Origin of the sequence: Pseudomonas sp. GM102 (assembly GCF_000282555.1) — a bacterium.
Taxonomy (GTDB): Bacteria; Pseudomonadota; Gammaproteobacteria; order Pseudomonadales; family Pseudomonadaceae; genus Aquipseudomonas.
The window spans coordinates 1-17,668 of sequence record NZ_AKJB01000144.1 but is presented as its reverse complement, the minus strand read 5'-3'; the positions used below and the strand labels follow the sequence as shown (position 1 = coordinate 17,668).

15 protein-coding genes are annotated in these 17,668 nt (G+C 58.7%); all 15 read right to left on the bottom strand.

The window, feature by feature from the left end; translation table 11 throughout:
* Positions 1–22: 22 nt before the first annotated feature.
* Complete coding sequence (gene ispD / locus PMI18_RS01995) at positions 23–730, bottom strand: 2-C-methyl-D-erythritol 4-phosphate cytidylyltransferase (protein WP_007907181.1); 708 nt, start codon at positions 728–730, stop codon at positions 23–25.
* Positions 727–1,005, bottom strand: coding sequence for a cell division protein FtsB (gene ftsB, locus PMI18_RS02000; RefSeq protein ID WP_007907178.1), 279 nt, complete (start codon positions 1,003–1,005; stop codon positions 727–729). Before ftsB ends, ispD begins: the two co-directional genes overlap by 4 nt.
* Positions 1,006–1,176: 171 nt before the next feature.
* On the bottom strand, positions 1,177–2,466 hold the full coding sequence (gene eno / locus PMI18_RS02005) for a phosphopyruvate hydratase (RefSeq protein WP_007907175.1): 1,290 nt from the start codon (positions 2,464–2,466) through the stop codon (positions 1,177–1,179).
* Positions 2,467–2,620: 154 nt separating this feature from the next.
* Positions 2,621–3,466 (bottom strand): 3-deoxy-8-phosphooctulonate synthase, encoded by an 846-nt coding sequence (gene kdsA / locus PMI18_RS02010; protein WP_007907173.1) that lies wholly within the window; start codon positions 3,464–3,466, stop codon positions 2,621–2,623.
* Between the two features lie 5 nt (positions 3,467–3,471).
* Positions 3,472–5,103 carry a CTP synthase gene (locus tag PMI18_RS02015; protein WP_007907172.1) on the bottom strand — a complete coding sequence of 544 codons (1,632 nt, stop codon included), beginning with the start codon at positions 5,101–5,103 and terminating at the stop codon, positions 3,472–3,474.
* A 274-nt stretch (positions 5,104–5,377) separates the two neighbouring features.
* Positions 5,378–6,706, bottom strand: coding sequence for a tRNA lysidine(34) synthetase TilS (tilS, locus tag PMI18_RS02020; protein WP_007907169.1), 1,329 nt, complete (start codon positions 6,704–6,706; stop codon positions 5,378–5,380).
* Positions 6,707–6,840: 134 nt separating this feature from the next.
* A complete protein-coding gene (locus tag PMI18_RS02025) occupies positions 6,841–7,788 on the bottom strand; it encodes an acetyl-CoA carboxylase carboxyltransferase subunit alpha (protein WP_007907168.1) in 948 nt (315 codons plus the stop codon).
* Positions 7,789–7,939: 151 nt separating this feature from the next.
* Positions 7,940–11,461, bottom strand: a complete 3,522-nt coding sequence (dnaE, locus tag PMI18_RS02030; protein ID WP_007907166.1) for a DNA polymerase III subunit alpha — start codon at positions 11,459–11,461, stop codon at positions 7,940–7,942.
* An 82-nt stretch (positions 11,462–11,543) separates the two neighbouring features.
* Positions 11,544–12,185, bottom strand: coding sequence for a ribonuclease HII (gene rnhB, locus PMI18_RS02035; protein ID WP_007907164.1), 642 nt, complete (start codon positions 12,183–12,185; stop codon positions 11,544–11,546).
* Positions 12,185–13,312 (bottom strand): lipid-A-disaccharide synthase, encoded by a 1,128-nt coding sequence (gene lpxB, locus PMI18_RS02040; protein WP_007907162.1) that lies wholly within the window; start codon positions 13,310–13,312, stop codon positions 12,185–12,187. Before lpxB ends, rnhB begins: the two co-directional genes overlap by 1 nt.
* A 2-nt stretch (positions 13,313–13,314) precedes the next feature.
* Complete coding sequence (gene lpxA, locus PMI18_RS02045) at positions 13,315–14,091, bottom strand: acyl-ACP--UDP-N-acetylglucosamine O-acyltransferase (protein WP_007907159.1); 777 nt, start codon at positions 14,089–14,091, stop codon at positions 13,315–13,317.
* Complete coding sequence (gene fabZ, locus PMI18_RS02050) at positions 14,088–14,528, bottom strand: 3-hydroxyacyl-ACP dehydratase FabZ (protein ID WP_007907157.1); 441 nt, start codon at positions 14,526–14,528, stop codon at positions 14,088–14,090. The genes lpxA and fabZ overlap by 4 nt, the downstream gene beginning before the upstream one ends.
* Before the next feature lie 108 nt (positions 14,529–14,636).
* Positions 14,637–15,692, bottom strand: coding sequence for a UDP-3-O-(3-hydroxymyristoyl)glucosamine N-acyltransferase (gene lpxD, locus PMI18_RS02055; RefSeq protein WP_007907156.1), 1,056 nt, complete (start codon positions 15,690–15,692; stop codon positions 14,637–14,639).
* A gap of 3 nt (positions 15,693–15,695) precedes the next feature.
* Positions 15,696–16,199, bottom strand: coding sequence for an OmpH family outer membrane protein (locus PMI18_RS02060; protein ID WP_007907155.1), 504 nt, complete (start codon positions 16,197–16,199; stop codon positions 15,696–15,698).
* A 45-nt stretch (positions 16,200–16,244) separates the two neighbouring features.
* Positions 16,245–17,668, bottom strand: a 1,424-nt coding sequence (gene bamA / locus PMI18_RS02065; protein WP_007907154.1) for an outer membrane protein assembly factor BamA, incomplete at its 5' end; no start/stop codon positions are given.

Sequence of the window (17,668 nt, the reverse complement as noted above, 5' to 3'; positions counted from 1 at the left end):
AGCTGCCGAAGGCTGCGATCTTTTAGCGGCGGTTAGCCCAACGCTGGCGCAACCATTCAAGGTCTTCGGGGCGAGTGACTTTGATGTTATCGGATCGCCCTTCAATCAAGCGCGGCGCCTGGCCTGACCATTCCATGGCCGAGGCTTCGTCGGTGACGACAACGTCCGCCACCAGACTGTCCGCCAACGCCCGATGCAACGCGCCAAGGCGAAACATCTGCGGCGTATAGGCCTGCCAGATCACGCTGCGATCCACTGTTTCCAGCACGCGCCCATGCTGGTCGACCCGCTTGAGGGTATCTCGCGCAGGCACCGCCAACAGACCGCCAACCGGGTCATCCGCCAATTCACTGAGCAACTTGTCCAGATCATCACGGCTCAGGTTCGGCCGCGCGGCATCGTGGACCAACACCCAATCCTCATCATCGGCTCCTTGCGCATGCAAATGCAGCAACGCATTGAGCACCGACCCGGAACGCTCGGCGCCGCCCTCAACCCGCTGAATTCGCGGATCGGCAGCACAGGCCAGGTTCGGCCAGTAAGGATCGTCGATAGCAAGACTGACCACCAACCCCTTCAGGGCAGGATGATCGAGGAAACAGCCTAGGCTGTGTTCGAGAATAGTGCGCCCGCCCAACTGCAAGTATTGCTTGGGACGGTCCGCGGCCATACGGGCACCAACGCCCGCGGCAGGAATCACGGCCCAGAAGGCCGGTAACGAGTTAATCATTGGGCCAACTGGTAAAGGGTTTCACCGTCCTTGACCATGCCCAACTCATGGCGAGCCCGTTCTTCAACGGTCTCCATGCCCTTTTTCAATTCGCTGACTTCGGCGTCCATCACCCGATTGCGCTCCAACAACGCCTCGTTCTCGGCGTGTTGATCCGCAATCTGCTGCTTCAGCTCGGCCACTTGCGCCAGACTGCCATTACCCACCCACAGGCGGTACTGCAGGCCGGCCAGCAGCAAGAGCAAGACGAGAAACAACCAATTGGGACTGCGCATCGAATATCAGGTATCCAGTGAAAAAAGACAGCCATGCCAAAACTTTGAAGCTTCTGATAGCACGAAGCCTGGAAGAACCAGGCTCGTGCTCTTAAGGCATCAGATTAGTGGCAAATCCATCGCTGCTGCGATTTTTCCGACACAATCCGGTGTCTTTTTATCGTTTACCACTCAGCCGCGAAACTCGCTACGACCGTTGTACTTGGCTTTGCCATTCAACTGCTCTTCGATACGCAGCAGTTGGTTGTACTTGGAAACACGGTCGGAACGGCACAGGGAGCCGGTCTTGATCTGGCCAGCCGCAGTGCCCACAGCCAGGTCGGCAATGGTCGAATCTTCGGTTTCGCCGGAGCGGTGCGAGATGACGGCAGTGTAACCAGCGGCCTTGGCCATCTGGATGGCTTCCAGGGTTTCGGTCAGGGTGCCGATCTGGTTGAACTTGATCAGGATCGAGTTGGCGATCTTTTTATCGATGCCTTCTTTCAGGATTTTGGTGTTGGTCACGAACAGGTCGTCGCCCACCAGCTGAGTCTTCTCGCCAATCTTGTCGGTGAGGATTTTCCAGCCAGCCCAGTCGGACTCGTCCAGACCGTCTTCGATGGAGATGATCGGGTAACGCTCGGTCAGACCTTTCAGGTAATCGGCGAAACCTTCAGCGGTGAACACCTGGCCTTCGCCGGACAGGTTGTACTTGCCGTCTTCGTAGAATTCGCTGGCTGCGCAGTCCAGAGCCAGGGTCACGTCGGTGCCCAGCTTGTAACCGGCGTTGGCCACGGCTTCGGAGATCACTTTCAAAGCGTCTTCGTTGGAGGCCAGGTTCGGCGCGAAACCACCTTCATCACCAACGGCAGTGCTCAGGCCGCGAGCCTTCAGTACAGCTTTAAGGTGATGGAAAATCTCGGTCCCCATGCGCAGACCTTCCGAGAAAGACTTGGCGCCGACTGGCTGAACCATGAATTCCTGGATGTCGACGTTGTTATCGGCGTGCTCGCCACCGTTGATGATGTTCATCATCGGAACCGGCATCGAGTAAACACCCGGGGTGCCGTTCAGGTTAGCGATGTGAGCGTACAGCGGCAGGTCCTGGTCCTGTGCTGCTGCCTTGGCCGCGGCCAGGGAAACGGCGAGGATCGCGTTGGCGCCCAGGGTCGCTTTGTTTTCGGTGCCGTCCAGCTTGATCATCGCGTGATCCAGCGCTTTCTGGTCGCTTGGGTCTGCACCCAGCAGCAGGTCGCGGATCGGACCGTTGATGTTGGCGACGGCTTTCAGAACGCCTTTGCCCAGGTAACGGCTCTTGTCGCCATCACGCAGCTCGAGCGCTTCACGCGAGCCAGTGGAAGCACCGGATGGCGCGCAAGCGCTGCCGATGATGCCGTTATCGAGAAGCACGTCTGCTTCCACAGTGGGATTGCCACGGGAGTCGAGAACTTCACGACCTTTGATGTCGACGATTTTTGCCATTGTTGTGAACACTCCAAAGTTGACGAAAACGACGCAGCTGAAGGAAATCTTTATCGTCGGCAAGTGACAGACAGGGGCAGGCTTGCGGACGACAAGGCTCAAGCCCGAGGGCCTGAGCGTTAAACCGTGCAGTACTTTACCGGAGAATCGGGGTTTACGCGGTTTCTACTGTCGGAAAACTTTTAACCAATTCGTCCAGTGCCTTGAGCTGGGCCAGGAAGGGTTCCAGTTTGTCCAGGCGCAAGGCGCAAGGGCCGTCGCACTTGGCGTTGTCCGGGTCCGGGTGCGCTTCGAGGAACAGACCGGCCAGCGACTGGCTCATGCCGGCCTTGGCCAGGTCGGTGACCTGGGCGCGACGACCGCCAGCGGAATCGGAGCGACCGCCGGGCATTTGCAGCGCGTGGGTCACGTCGAAGAACACCGGGTATTCGAACTGCTTCATGATGCCGAAGCCAAGCATGTCGACGACCAGGTTGTTGTAGCCGAAGCTCGAACCACGCTCGCAGAGGATCAACTGATCGTTACCGGCTTCTACGCACTTGTTCAGGATGTGTTTCATTTCCTGAGGCGCAAGGAACTGGGCTTTCTTGATGTTGATCACCGCGCCGGTCTTGGCCATCGCGACCACGAGGTCGGTCTGGCGCGACAGGAAGGCCGGCAACTGGATGATGTCGCAGACTTCAGCGACAACCGCTGCCTGATCAGGCTCGTGGACGTCGGTGATGACCGGCACACCGAAGGCTTGCTTGATGTCCTGGAAAATCCGCATGCCCTCTTCCAGGCCGGGGCCACGGTAAGAGGTCACAGAAGAACGGTTCGCTTTGTCGAAACTGGCCTTGAACACGTAAGGGATACCGAGTTTTTCGGTGACCTTTACGTACTCTTCGCAAACCTGCATCGCCATGTCGCGGCTTTCCAGCACGTTCATGCCACCGAACAGCACCATCGGCTTGTCGTTAGCGATCTCGATGCTGCCTACGCGGATGATTTTCTGTGCCATCAGGTTTATGCCTTCTTCTGGTGTTGGGTCAAAGCGGCTTTAACGAAGCCGCTGAACAACGGGTGACCGTCGCGTGGCGTCGAGGTGAATTCAGGGTGGAACTGGCAAGCGACGAACCATGGATGATCCGGCGCTTCGACCACTTCAACCAGCGCGCCATCACCGGAACGACCGGAGATTTTCAGACCGGCCTCGATGATTTGCGGCAGCAGGTTGTTGTTCACTTCGTAGCGATGACGGTGACGCTCGACGATCACGTCCTTGGCATAGCAATCGTGCACCAGGGAACCTGGCTCAAGCAGGCAATCCTGAGCACCGAGGCGCATGGTGCCGCCCAGATCAGAGGTTTCGGTACGGGTTTCGACTGCGCCGGTGGCATCTTCCCACTCGGTGATCAGGCCCACGACCGGGTGACCGCTGGTGCGATCGAACTCGGTGGAGTTGGCGTCTTTCCAGCCCATGACGTTACGAGCGAACTCGATAACGGCCACTTGCATACCCAGGCAGATACCCAGGTATGGAACCTTGTTTTCGCGAGCGTATTGAACGGCAGTGATCTTGCCTTCAACGCCACGCAGACCAAAGCCGCCCGGTACCAGAATCGCGTCGACGCCTTCCAGCAGCGCGGTGCCCTGGTTTTCGATGTCTTCGGAATCGATGTAGCGCAGGTTGACCTTGGTGCGGTTGCTGATGCCGGCGTGACTCATCGCTTCGATCAGCGACTTGTAGGCGTCCAGCAGTTCCATGTACTTGCCGACCATCGCGATGGTGACTTCGTGCTCCGGGTTCAGCTTGGCATCAACTACCGCTTCCCACTCGGACAGATCGGCGCTATCGCATTGCAGGCCGAAACGCTCGACGACGAAATCATCCAGGCCCTGGGAGTGCAGGATGCCCGGGATCTTGTAGATGGTGTCGGCGTCTTCCAGCGCGATCACTGCACGTTCTTCAACGTTGGTGAACTGCGCGATCTTGCGACGCGAAGAGATGTCGATCGGGTGATCGGAGCGGCATACCAGCACGTCTGGCTGCAGGCCAATGGAACGCAGTTCCTTGACCGAGTGCTGAGTCGGCTTGGTTTTGGTTTCGCCGGCAGTGGCGATGTACGGCACCAGCGTCAGGTGCATCAGCATCGCGCGCTTGGCGCCGACTTCGAAACGCAATTGACGGATCGCTTCGAGGAACGGTTGCGACTCGATGTCACCCACGGTGCCACCGATCTCGACCATGGCCACGTCGGCATCGCCGGCGCCCTTGATAATCCGGCGCTTGATTTCGTCGGTGATGTGCGGGATCACCTGAATGGTTGCGCCCAGGTAATCACCACGGCGCTCTTTGCGCAGGACGTGTTCGTAGACACGGCCGGTGGTGAAGTTGTTGTTCTGGGTCATGGTCGTGCGGATGAACCGCTCGTAGTGGCCCAGGTCCAGGTCGGTCTCGGCGCCGTCGTGGGTGACGAACACTTCACCGTGCTGGAACGGGCTCATGGTGCCCGGGTCAACGTTGATGTACGGGTCCAGCTTCAGCATGGTGACCTTAAGTCCCCGCGCCTCCAGGATGGCCGCCAATGAAGCCGAGGCAATGCCTTTCCCCAATGAAGAAACAACACCGCCCGTGACGAATATGTAGCGCGTCATGAAAAACCCTAGAAGTCTGCGTTAAAGCGGTCCGAGCCGCCGGGGAAAGCGAAGGAAGGCCGAAGCCCCCGATCACCTGCATTAATCACAGTGCACCTTTCAAAAAAACCGCCGCGTTGGGACAGACCGGTAGATGAAACACCGGTAGGTTGCTCGCTACACATTTTTTGGAATCGCCCAGCAAAGACTGCTTGGTAATCGGCAACTCCTGCGATTCAGGCGAATCCACAGAAGTTGTATCAAGAAGGGAGCGTAGTCTACCGGAAAGCCCCTTTCAGCTCAAACCTTGATCTTCGATCAGCGGCTGCCAATGCAAATACCAGCCACTTTGCTCACCGCCATTTAGCCCCCGCAGGTTCGCCACCGCCAGCAATTGCGGGCCTCTGTAGACCAGCGGCAATCTGCCACGGGCGAAGCCCGGCACACCGCTTTCGTTGAGTAAACGCTTCAAGTCACGATGGCCGCGATCGGGCAGCTTCATGACCTCGCCTCCCTCACGATAGCGGATCTGCAGCGGGCCAACGGGGATCTGACCGGTGAACGTGAGTACGCCATTATCCGGCAACGCCAGTAATACCGAGGGATCAGCCCAAGACACCGGAGATGGCGGAGCGCGCAGCCAGCCACCAGACAACCACCAGAGACGCCCACCCGCGCGATGCAATTCACCCGCCGCCAGCCGCCAGACCGGACGCGCATCGCCGGTCGCATCGCGTAAATTCTCCCAACCCGACCAATGGTCACTGTCCGGCAAAGTCGTCAGCGGTTTGAGCCAGTGACTTATCGCGTTGCGCTGGCGCGCATCAGACAGTTTTTCCAGTGGTGCCAGCGCCAGCGACGGCAAACCCAGCCAATCGAAATCGCTGACCGTAGCGGCATGGGCCAGATCGATTTGCGCCAATTCGTCGAGCAGTCCCTGCGCTTCGCTCAGATGCGCGGCGCTGCGAGCTATGGTCGCCACCGCTTGCGGCCAGCGCGCAGTCAACACGGGGAACACTTGATGACGCAGATAATTGCGCGAGAACTGGTGGTCCTGGTTCGATGGATCCTCGATCCAGCCCAACTGATATTCAGTCGCGTAGGCCTCAAGCTCGGCGCGAGTGACGTCGAGCAAGGGTCGCAGCAGACGCCCCCGACCCAAAGGACGCTCGCTCGGCATCCCCGACAATCCTCTCACCCCAGCCCCACGCATCAGTCGAAACAACAGGGTTTCCGCCTGATCGTCACGGTGTTGCCCAGTGAGCAGCACTTCACCAATATGAGTCGCCGCGATGAAGGCGCCATAACGCGCATCCCGCGCCGCACGCTCAAGGCTGGCGCCGGGTTCAACCTGAACACGCACGACTTCTAGCGGCACTCCCAACGCATCACAGACCGACTGACAGTGTTCCGGCCACGCATCAGCCGCAGCCTGAAGGCCGTGGTGGACATGGATGGCGGTCAGTGTCGGCAGGGATTGGGTTTTCGCAAGGTGCACGAGAAGGTGCAGCAGGACGGTGGAGTCGAGACCACCGGAGAACGCGATGCGCCAGGTTGTGGCATTGCGCCAAGGCGTAAGGCTGCGCAGGAGTCGGGTAGACAAATCAATCGTGGGCTGACTCATATCGATCACTTCGCACAAATCAAATGTGGGAGCGGGCTTGCTCGCGAAAGCGGTTCAACATTCAACACATCAGTTGACTGTTATACCGCTTTCGCGAGCAAGCCCGCTCCCACATTATTAAAGCCGAGGTCAGATCAGAGACCGTAGCTCATCAGACGCTCGTAACGACGGGCCAACAGCGCCTTGTTATCGAACTTCTTCAACATCGCCAGTTGCGAGCTCAGCTCGGCACGGATCGAGGCAGCCGCAGCGGCCGGATCACGATGAGCGCCGCCCAATGGCTCGCCGATCACTTTATCGACAATGCCCAGGCCCTTCAGACGCTCGGCAGTGATGCCCATGGCTTCAGCAGCATCCGGCGCCTTCTCGGAAGTTTTCCATAGAATCGAGGCGCAACCTTCCGGCGAAATCACCGCGTAGGTCGAGTACTGCAGCATGTTCAGCTGATCGCAGACGCCGATCGCCAATGCACCACCGGAACCACCCTCACCGATCACGGTGGCGATGATTGGGGTTTTCAGGCGAGCCATGACGCGCAGGTTCCAGGCAATCGCTTCGCTCTGGTTGCGCTCTTCGGCGTCGATGCCTGGGTAAGCACCCGGAGTGTCGATGAAGGTCAGGATCGGCATTTTGAAACGCTCGGCCATTTCCATCAGACGGCACGCCTTGCGATAGCCTTCCGGACGCGGCATGCCGAAGTTGCGGCGAACCTTCTCGCGCACTTCGCGGCCTTTCTGGTGACCGATGATCATCACCGGCTGATCATCCAGACGGGCAACACCACCCACGATGGCAGCGTCGTCGGAGAAGTGACGGTCGCCGTGCAGTTCGTCGAACTCGGTGAAGATGTGTTCGATGTAGTCCAGGGTATATGGACGTTTCGGGTGACGCGCCAGACGTGCGATCTGCCAGCTGGTCAGCTTGCCGAAGATGTCTTCGGTCAGCGTGCTGCTCTTGTCCTGCAGGCGGGAGATCTCATCGCCGATATTCAGCGAATTGTCATTACCGACCAAGCGCAACTCTTCGATCTTGGCTTGCAGGTCGGCGATCGGCTGTTCGAAATCTAGAAAATTCGGGTTCATAGGCGTCCGTCTTGGGTCGACCTCCAAGAGAGCTTGGGCCGGCCGGTTGTCTATTCGCGCCCTACCTTAAGGGACAGGCGCGTTCAGGTCGAGATTAAAAATTCGGGTCGGGGTCAGGCGCGTTCCAATGGTAAGCAATGGCACCTGACCGTCAACGGTATTGGAGGAAGACGTTGTCTCGCCCGAACTGGTCACGCAGGGCTTGAATCAAGGCATCCGCCGGATCGATCCGCCAGGTCTCGCCGAACTGCAACAAGGCCTTGGCATCGGGACTGGTGTACTCCATGGTGATCGGGCACGCGCCGCGGTGGCGCTTGAACAGCTCACCCAGCCAGCGTAGCTGATCGCCCTTCAAATCCTTGGTGTGCAATTTCAGGCGCAGGCTTTCGGCCAGGTTGGTGCGCGCATCTTCCATGCTCATCACGCGCTTGACCCGCAGCCGCAGGCCACCAGAGAAGTCGTCATTGCTGACTTCGCCCTCGACCACCACCATCGCGTCGGTCTGCAACAGCGACTGCGCAGAATGGAAGGCGTCGGCGAACAGCGAGGCTTCGATCCGCCCGGAGCGGTCGTCGAGGGTGATGAAACCCATCTTGTCGCCCTTTTTGTTCTTCATAACGCGCAGGGCGATGATCATGCCCGCGACCGTCTGCGTATCGCGAGCCGGCTTCAGATCGATGATGCGCTGACGGGCGAAGCGACGGATCTCGCCTTCGTATTCGTCGATCGGGTGACCGGTCAGGTACAGGCCCAGGGTGTCTTTCTCCCCTTTCAGGCGTTCCTTGAGGGTCAGTTCCTTGGCCTTGCGGTGGTTGACATAGACATCCGCGTCTTCCTCGACGAACAAGCCGCCAAACAGATCGGCGTGGCCACTGTCGTGGGTGCGCGCGGTTTGTTCGGCAGCCTTGATCGCCCCTTCCATCGCGTTCAACAAGACCGCACGGTTCTGGTCGATGCTGGCTTGATAGGCTTTTGGTTCGTCATGGAAATACGGGCCCAGACGATCCAGCGCGCCGCTACGGATCAAACCGTCCAGGGTGCGCTTGTTGATCCGTTTGAGATCGACACGGGCGCAGAAATCGAACAGATCCTTGAACGGTCCGTCCTGACGCGCCTCGGTGATCGCTTCCACCGGCCCTTCGCCCACACCCTTGATTGCGCCGAGGCCATAAATAATGCGGCCCTCGTCATTCACCGTGAACTTGAACTCCGAAGTATTCACATCCGGCGCGTCGAGACGCAGCTTCATGGTGCGAATTTCTTCGATCAAGGTCACGACCTTGTCGGTGTTGTGCATATCCGCCGACAGTACCGCAGCCATGAACGGCGCCGGGTAGTGGGCTTTCAGCCAGGCGGTCTGGTACGACACCAGGCCATACGCGGCGGAGTGGGATTTGTTGAAGCCGTAACCGGCGAATTTTTCTACCAGGTCGAAGATGTTACCCGCCAGGTCGGCGTCGATATTGTTGGTGGCGCAACCCTCAATGAAACCGCCGCGTTGCTTGGCCATTTCTTCGGGTTTTTTCTTACCCATGGCTCGACGCAGCATGTCCGCACCGCCAAGGGTGTAACCAGCCATGACCTGGGCAATCTGCATCACCTGTTCCTGATACAGGATGATGCCGTAAGTCGGCGCCAGGACTGGCTTGAGGCCTTCGTACTGGTAATCCGAGTGCGGGTACGCGAGTTCCGCGCGACCGTGCTTACGGTTGATGAAGTCGTCCACCATGCCCGATTGCAACGGGCCCGGACGGAACAGGGCCACCAGTGCGATCAAGTCTTCCAGGCAGTCGGGCTTGAGCTTTTTGATCAGCTCTTTCATGCCACGCGACTCGAGCTGGAACACCGCGGTGGTTTCAGCTTTTTGCAACAGCGTGTAGGTCGGTTTGTCGTCCAGCGGGATAAAGGCGATATCCAGCGGCGGCTCGTTGACCTTGGCGCGATCGCGGTTGATGGTTTTCAGCGCCCAGTCGATGACCGTTAGCGTCCGCAGCCCCAGGAAGTCGAACTTCACCAGACCGGCCGCCTCAACGTCATCCTTGTCGAACTGGGTTACCAGGCCATCGCCCGCTTCGTCGCAATAAATCGGCGAGAAGTCGGTCAGCTTGGTCGGCGCGATTACCACACCACCGGCGTGCTTGCCGACGTTACGCACAACGCCTTCGAGCTTGCGCGCCATCTCCCAGATTTCCGCAGCCTCTTCATCGACCTTGATGAAGTCGCGCAGGATTTCTTCCTGCTCGTAAGCCTTTTCCAGGGTCATGCCGACTTCGAACGGAATCATCTTCGACAGACGATCCGCCAAACCGTAGGACTTGCCCTGCACCCGCGCCACGTCGCGGACCACGGCTTTCGCCGCCATGGAACCGAAGGTGATGATCTGGCTAACCGCGTTACGGCCGTATTTTTCGGCCACGTAATCGATCACGCGGTCACGGCCGTCCATGCAGAAGTCGACGTCGAAGTCGGGCATGGAAACCCGTTCCGGGTTAAGGAAACGTTCAAACAGCAGGTCATATTCCAGCGGGTCGAGGTCGGTGATCTTCTGCACATAGGCCACCAGCGACCCGGCACCCGACCCACGACCCGGACCCACCGGTACGCCGTTACTCTTGGCCCACTGGATAAAGTCCATCACGATCAGAAAGTAACCGGGGAAGCCCATCTGGATGATGATATCCAGCTCGAAATTCAACCGGTCGACATAAACCTGACGCTTGGCTTCGTAGTCTTCAGTGGTGTCCTTGGGCAGCAGAACGCTGAGGCGCTCTTCCAGACCGTCGAAGGAAACCTTGCGGAAGTACTCGTCGATGGTCATGCCATCGGGAATCGGGAAGTTGGGCAGGAAGTGTTTACCCAGCTTCACCTCGATGTTGCAGCGCTTGGCGATCTCGACGGTGTTTTCCAGCGCCTCGGGCAAGTCGCTGAACAGCTCGGCCATTTCCTCGGCGCTTTTGAGGTATTGCTGATCGCTGTAATTCTTCGAACGCCGCGGATCGTCGAGGGCGCGCCCTTCACCGATGCACACGCGGGTTTCGTGGGCCTCGAAGTCTTCCTGCTTGATGAAGCGCACGTCGTTGGTCGCCACCAGCGGCGCGCCGATTTTCGTCGCCAGGGCCACTGCGCCGTGCAGTTGCTCTTCATCATTGGGGCGGCTGGTGCGCTGGACTTCCAAATAGAAACGATCCGGGAACACCGCCATCCACTCGCGAGCCAGGGTTTCGGCTTCGTCCGGGTTGCCACTGAGCATGGCCAGACCGATCTCGCCCTCTTTCGCCGCCGACAGCATGATCAAACCTTCGCTGGCTTCAGCTACCCACTCACGCTCGATGATGACCGAGCCATTGCGCTGGCCGTCGATGAAGCCGCGGGAGATCAGTTCGGTGAGGTTGCGATAACCCACGGCGTTCATCGCCAGCAGGCTGATCCGGCTCAGAGCGTTATCCGGATCCTTGTTCGCCAGCCACAGGTCGGCGCCACAGATCGGCTTGATCCCCGCACCCATGGCAGCTTTATAGAATTTGACCAGGGAACACATGTTGTTCTGGTCGGTGACCGCCACGGCAGGCATGTTCATGCCGACCAGGGTCTTGACCAGCGGCTTGATCCGCACCAGACCGTCGACCAGGGAATATTCAGTGTGCAGGCGTAGATGAACGAATGAAGCCGGCATAGTGATCCTGTCTAGAAACTAGAAACGTGAAGACAACAAGGCCCGGATTGTACCGGGCCTTGAGTAAAACATCAGCCTGCGGCTAACGCTCGATCAGGTTTTCCCGCGCTTCATACGCCAAGCGTACCGGGGCGAACGAGCGGCGATGGATTGGGGTCGGCCCCAAGCGGGCCAGCGCTTCCAGATGAACGGGTGTCGGGTAGCCTTTATGGCCTCCGATCCCGTAACCCGGATAAATCAGTTCGAATGCCGCCATTTCCCGATCACGGCTGACCTTGGCCAGAATCGATGCCGCGGCAATGGCCGGTACCTTGCCGTCGCCCTGGATCACCGCTTCGGCGCGCATCGAGAGTTTCGGGCAACGGTTACCGTCGATCATCGCCAGTTTCGGCTGAATATGCAGCCCTTCGACGGCACGCTGCATGGCCAGCATGGTGGCGTGAAGAATGTTCAGTTCGTCGATTTCTTCTACTTCAGCGCGAGCGACATACCAACTCAGGGCCTTTTCACAGATTTCGTCGTAAAGCGCATCACGGCGAGCTTCGGTAAGCTTCTTCGAGTCGTTGAGACCCAGGATGGGGCGGCTCGGATCGAGGATCACTGCCGCCGTCACCACGGCGCCACACAGCGGGCCGCGACCGACTTCATCGACACCCGCCACCAGATCTTCAAGCTCATCGACTAGCATAAAATCCAGGCCCAGCTGCTTGCTTGCTTTGCTCATTATGCTCTGCCAATCAGGTTCAGTACCGCGTCCGCTGCCTGATTGGAGGCGTCCAAGCGCAGGGTTCGGTGGATTTCGTCAAAGCCTCGGGTCTGCTCCTGGCCACCTTCGATCAGTGGCGACAGGGTCTGGGCCAAGGCTTCGACCGTCGCATCGTCCTGCAACAATTCCGGCACCAGCAAACGCTGGGCCAATAGATTCGGCAAGGAGACGTAGGGACTCTTCACCATCCGTTTGAGAATCCAGAACGTCAGCGGTGCCAAGCGATAAGCGACCACCATTGGTCGCTTGTATAGCAATGCTTCCAGCGTAGCCGTTCCCGAAGCGATCAACACCGCGTCGCAAGCCGCCAGGGCCAGATGGGATTTGCCGTCGAGCAAGGTCAGCGGCAGATCGCGACCGGCCAGCAGCTCTTCAAGCTGGGCCCGGCGCTGCGGGCTCGCGCATGGCATGACGAACCGTACGCCCGGGCGCATGGCCCGCAAGCGCTGGGCGGTGTCGAGGAACAGCGCACCAAGGCGCCCGACCTCACCGCCACGGCTGCCCGGCATCAGGGCGACCAGCGGCCCATCCGGCAAGCCAAGTTCGGCCCGCGCTGCGGCGCGATCAGCCTCAAGCGGAATCGCATCGGCCAGGGAATGCCCGACAAACCGCACCGGCACACCCTTCTCTTCATAAAATTTGGCTTCGAACGGGAACAGCGTCAGCATCAGGTCGCAACCTTCGCGAATCTTCAGCACCCGCTTCTGCCGCCAGGCCCAGACCGACGGGCTGACGTAATGCACGGTCTTGATCCCGGCCTGACGCAGTTTGAGTTCGATATTGAGGTTGAAATCCGGGGCATCGATACCGATGAACACGTCCGGCTTCTCGGCGATCAGGTCCGCGACCAGTTTCTTGCGACGCGCCAACAGCTCGCGCAAACGGCCCAGCACTTCCACCAAGCCCATGACAGAAAGACGTTCCATCGGGAAATACGACGTCAGGCCTTCGGCCTGCATCAGCGGACCGCCGACACCGATGAACTCGACTGCCGGATGCCGAGCCTTGAGCGCGCGCATGAGACCAGCACCCAGAATGTCACCGGAAGCCTCTCCCGCCACCAGCGCAATACGCAGATTGGCCATGCTTAACGGGTGATGCCGCGGGTCGAAGACTGGATGGAGTCACGGAACACCGCGACTTCCGGGAACTGAAGCGAGGGTTCGACCAGCTCGGCAAGCGCCTGTTCGACCGTCAGGCCCTGGCGGTAAACCACCTTGTAGGCACGACGCAAAGCGTGAATCGCGTCCTCGCTGAAACCGCGACGGCGCAGGCCTTCGAAGTTCATGCTGCGGGCTTCGGCCGGGTTGCCGAAAACCGTGACGTAGGCTGGAACGTCCTTGCCAATGGCAGTGCCCATACCGGAAAAGCTGTGGGCGCCAATGTGGCAATACTGGTGAACCAGGGTAAAACCGGACAGGATCGCCCAGTCCTCGACATGCACATGGCCCGCCAACGCGGTGTTGTTGACCAGAATGCAGTGGTTGCCGATAACGCTGTCGTGACCGATGTGGGCATAGGCCATGATCAGGTTGTGATCGCCCAGGGTCGTTTCCGAACGGTCCTGAATGGTCCCGCGGTGAATCGTCACGCCTTCGCGAATGACGTTATGGTCACCGATGACCAGACGGGTTTCTTCGCCCTTGTATTTCAGATCGGGCGTGTCCTCGCCTACCGAAGAAAACTGGTAGATGCGGTTGTGCTTACCGATTCGGGTCGGGCCCTTGAGAATCACATGCGGCCCGATCACTGTCCCCTCGCCGATTTCCACACCTGCGCCGATGATCGACCAAGGGCCGACTTCGACGTCGTCGGCCAGAATGGCCGTCGGATCGATGATTGCGCGAGGGTCAATCAAACTCATAGTTTGCGTTCCGCGCAGATGATTTCAGCGGAGCAGACTGGCTTGCCATCGACCGAAGCCTGGCACTCGAACTTCCAGATCTGACGCTTGCAGCTCAGGAACTTGGCTTCCAGGATCAGCTGATCGCCTGGCAGCACAGGCTGGCGGAAGCGCAGCTTGTCGGAGCCGACGAAGTAATAAAGCGTGCCGTCGGCAGGCTTCACGTCGAGCATTTTGAAACCAAGGATCCCGGCAGCCTGAGCCATCGCTTCAATGATCAATACGCCCGGCATGATTGGATGCGCAGGGAAGTGACCATTGAAGAACGGTTCGTTGATGCTGACATTCTTGTAGGCGCGAATGCGCTTGCCTTCCACATCCAGATCCACGACCCGGTCCACCAGCAGGAACGGGTAACGGTGAGGCAGGTATTCGCGAATCTCGTTGATGTCCATCATTTCGGGGGGAAGCCTATGTAAAGATTGGGAGCGCGCGACTGACGCGCACTCCTCTAGCAAATCAAGGAGGCAGTCTAGCGGCTGTGCACACTTGATATGGAAATGGTATCAGCCATCTGATGAAGCATTACCGTCAGGGGTCACGTCCCCTACACGCTTTTCCAGCTGTCGCAGTCGTCGCGCAATGTCATCGAGCTGACGGATACGTGCCGCGCTTTTGCGCCATTCGGCTGCCGGTTGCATCGCCGTACCGGAAGAATAGGAACCCGGCTCGGTAATCGAGTGGGTCACCATGGTCATCCCGGTCAGGAAAACGTTGTCGCAAATTTCGATATGCCCCACCAGCCCTACGCCACCGGCGAGCATGCAATGCTTGCCGATTTTGGTGCTGCCGGAGATCCCCACACACGCAGCCATGGCGGTGTGGTCACCGACCTGGACGTTGTGAGCAATCTGAATCTGGTTGTCGAGCTTCACACCATTGCCGATAACGGTATCGGCCAGTGCGCCGCGATCGATAGCGGTATTTACGCCTATTTCCACGTCATCGCCGATCGAAACACCGCCGACTTGGGCGATTTTCTGCCAGACACCTTTCTCGTTGGCAAAACCGAAGCCTTCACCGCCGAGCACGGCACCGGATTGAATCACCACCCGTTTGCCGATGCGCACGTCGTGATACAGCGTGACGCGCGGGGCCAACCAGCCGCCCTCGCCGATTTCGCAGCGCGCACCGATGAAGCAATGAGCCCCAACGGTCACACCTGCGCCAATACGCGCTGCACTTTCGATCACCGCAAAAGCACCGATACTCGCCGCCGGGTCGACCACTGCATCCGCTGCCACCACCGCTGTCGGATGAATACCGGCAGGCGCCTTGGGCTTGGGATCGAACAGGTGGGAAACGCGCGCGTAGGCCAGGTACGGATCCGGCACCACCAATGCATCACCGGCAAAACCTTCAGCGTCAGCGGCCTTCAGCAATACAGCTGCGGCCTGACTGCCAGCCAGGTATTTACGGTATTGAGGATTTGCCAGAAAGCTCAACTGAGCTGGGCCAGCCTCTTGCAAAGTGGCTAGCCCAGTAATTTCTTTCTTCGGGTCGCCACGCAAGGTGGCGCCGAGGAACTCGGCCAACTGGCCGAGCTTTATAGTCGCTGTCATGGGTTACTTCAGCTGATTCATGCGCTCGATAACCTGGCGAGTGATGTCGTACTGAGGCTTGACATCAATCACTGCGCCACGCTCGAAGACCAGGTCAAAAGCACCTTTCTTGATGACTTCTTCCACAGCGCTGTCCAGTTTCGGCTTGAGCTGTTTCAGCATTTCACGGTCGGCAACGGCCTTGGCTTCGTTCAGTTCCTTGGACTGGAACTGGAAATCACGAGCCTTTTGCTTGAACTCAAGCTCCAGACGCTCACGTTCGCCTTGTTGCATTTTGTCGCCGCCAGCCATCAGACGGTCCTGGATACCCTTGGCGCTGCTTTCCAGGCTTTTGAGCTTGGTCAGTTGCGGGCCGAATTTTTTCTCGGCATCCACGGCGTATTTTTTCGCCGCATCGGATTCCAGCAGTGCCATCTGATAGTTCAGAACGGCGATTTTCATGTCGGCAAAAGCCGGGCCTGCTACCAGTACGGTCGCCAGGAGAACCAATTGAGTCAACTTACGCACGATGCACTCCTACAAAATCCATTGTCGTTATCTTGGGTCAGACGCTTAGAACGTCTGGCCGAGGGAGAATTGGAACACTTGAGTCTCAGCGTCATCCGGTTTCTTGATCGGCATGGCCAACGCGAAGCTCAAAGGACCCAGTGCGGTAACCCAGGTCACGCCGACACCGACGGAGCTGGCCATGTTGCTCAGGCTGATGTCGTTGCACTGCGTATTGGACTTCGAACCGTCAGCGTTCCTGGTCTCTTTGCACGTCGAGTCGAACACGTTACCCACGTCCCAGAATACCGAAGTACGCAGGGAACGCTGATCCTTGACGAATGGCAGAGGGAACAGAACCTCAACACCGCCCTGGATCAGGACATTACCACCGAACGGCAGCGGATCCTGATCCGGGTCAACTGACGTACCCGGGTTTTTACCGGTACTTGGTGTACTGCGAGGCCCCAGAGTACTGTCCTTGAAGCCACGCACCGAGTTGAAACCACCGGCGTAATAGTTTTCATAGAACGGCAAGCCATCGGTCGAACCGTAACCATCGCCATAGCCCAGCTCTGTGTGCAGACGCATGGTGTAGTTTTCGGACAATGGCTGGAACAACTGGCCACGGTAATCGAGCTTGAAGAACGACAAGTCGCTGCCAGGGGTGGTGGCTTCCAGAGTCAGGCTCTGGGAACGACCACGGGTCGCCAATACACCTTTGTTCAGCGTGGACTCGGACCAGCCGGCCGAAGCCTTGAAGTTCAGGTAGTTGTCGCCCTCGCGGTTAACGAAGTCGAAAATCTCGTCAACGGTGTACTGACCGGTCTTGATCTTGTCCTGCTGTGCAGTTAGACCGAAGGTCAGGCGCGAAGTCTCGCTGATCGGGTAGCCGACGCTCACGCCCGCACCCAGGCTGTCTACGGCATAGCTGGCCACGTCGACATCGAGGTCGTCATAGTCGGTGGTGCGGTAGAAAGCGTTGTAACCCAGGCTCACACCGTCAGCAGTCCAGTAGGGGTCGACATAACCGAAGTTATAGCGGCTCTGGTATTCACTGCGGGTCAAACCGATGCTGACCTTGTTACCGGTACCCAGGAAGTTGTTCTGGGTGATCGAACCACCGAGGATCAGACCGGCACTCTGGGCGAAACCGACGCTGGCGGTAATCGAGCCGGACGCCTGCTCTTCAACGCTGTAGTTCACATCAACCTGGTCGTCTACGCCCGGCACCGCTGGCGTTTCGACGTTGACTTCCTTGAAGAAGCCCAGACGCTCCAGACGGGTCTTGGATTGATCGATCAGGTAAGTCGAAGCCCAGCCGCCTTCCATCTGACGCATTTCACGGCGCAGCACTTCGTCTTCGGACTTGGTGTTGCCACGGAAGTTGATGCGGTTCACGTAAGCACGCTTGCCTGGATCGACAGCGAACGTGATGTCGACCGTGTGGTCGTCATCGTGAGGCTGAGGCACGCCGTTGACGTTGGCGA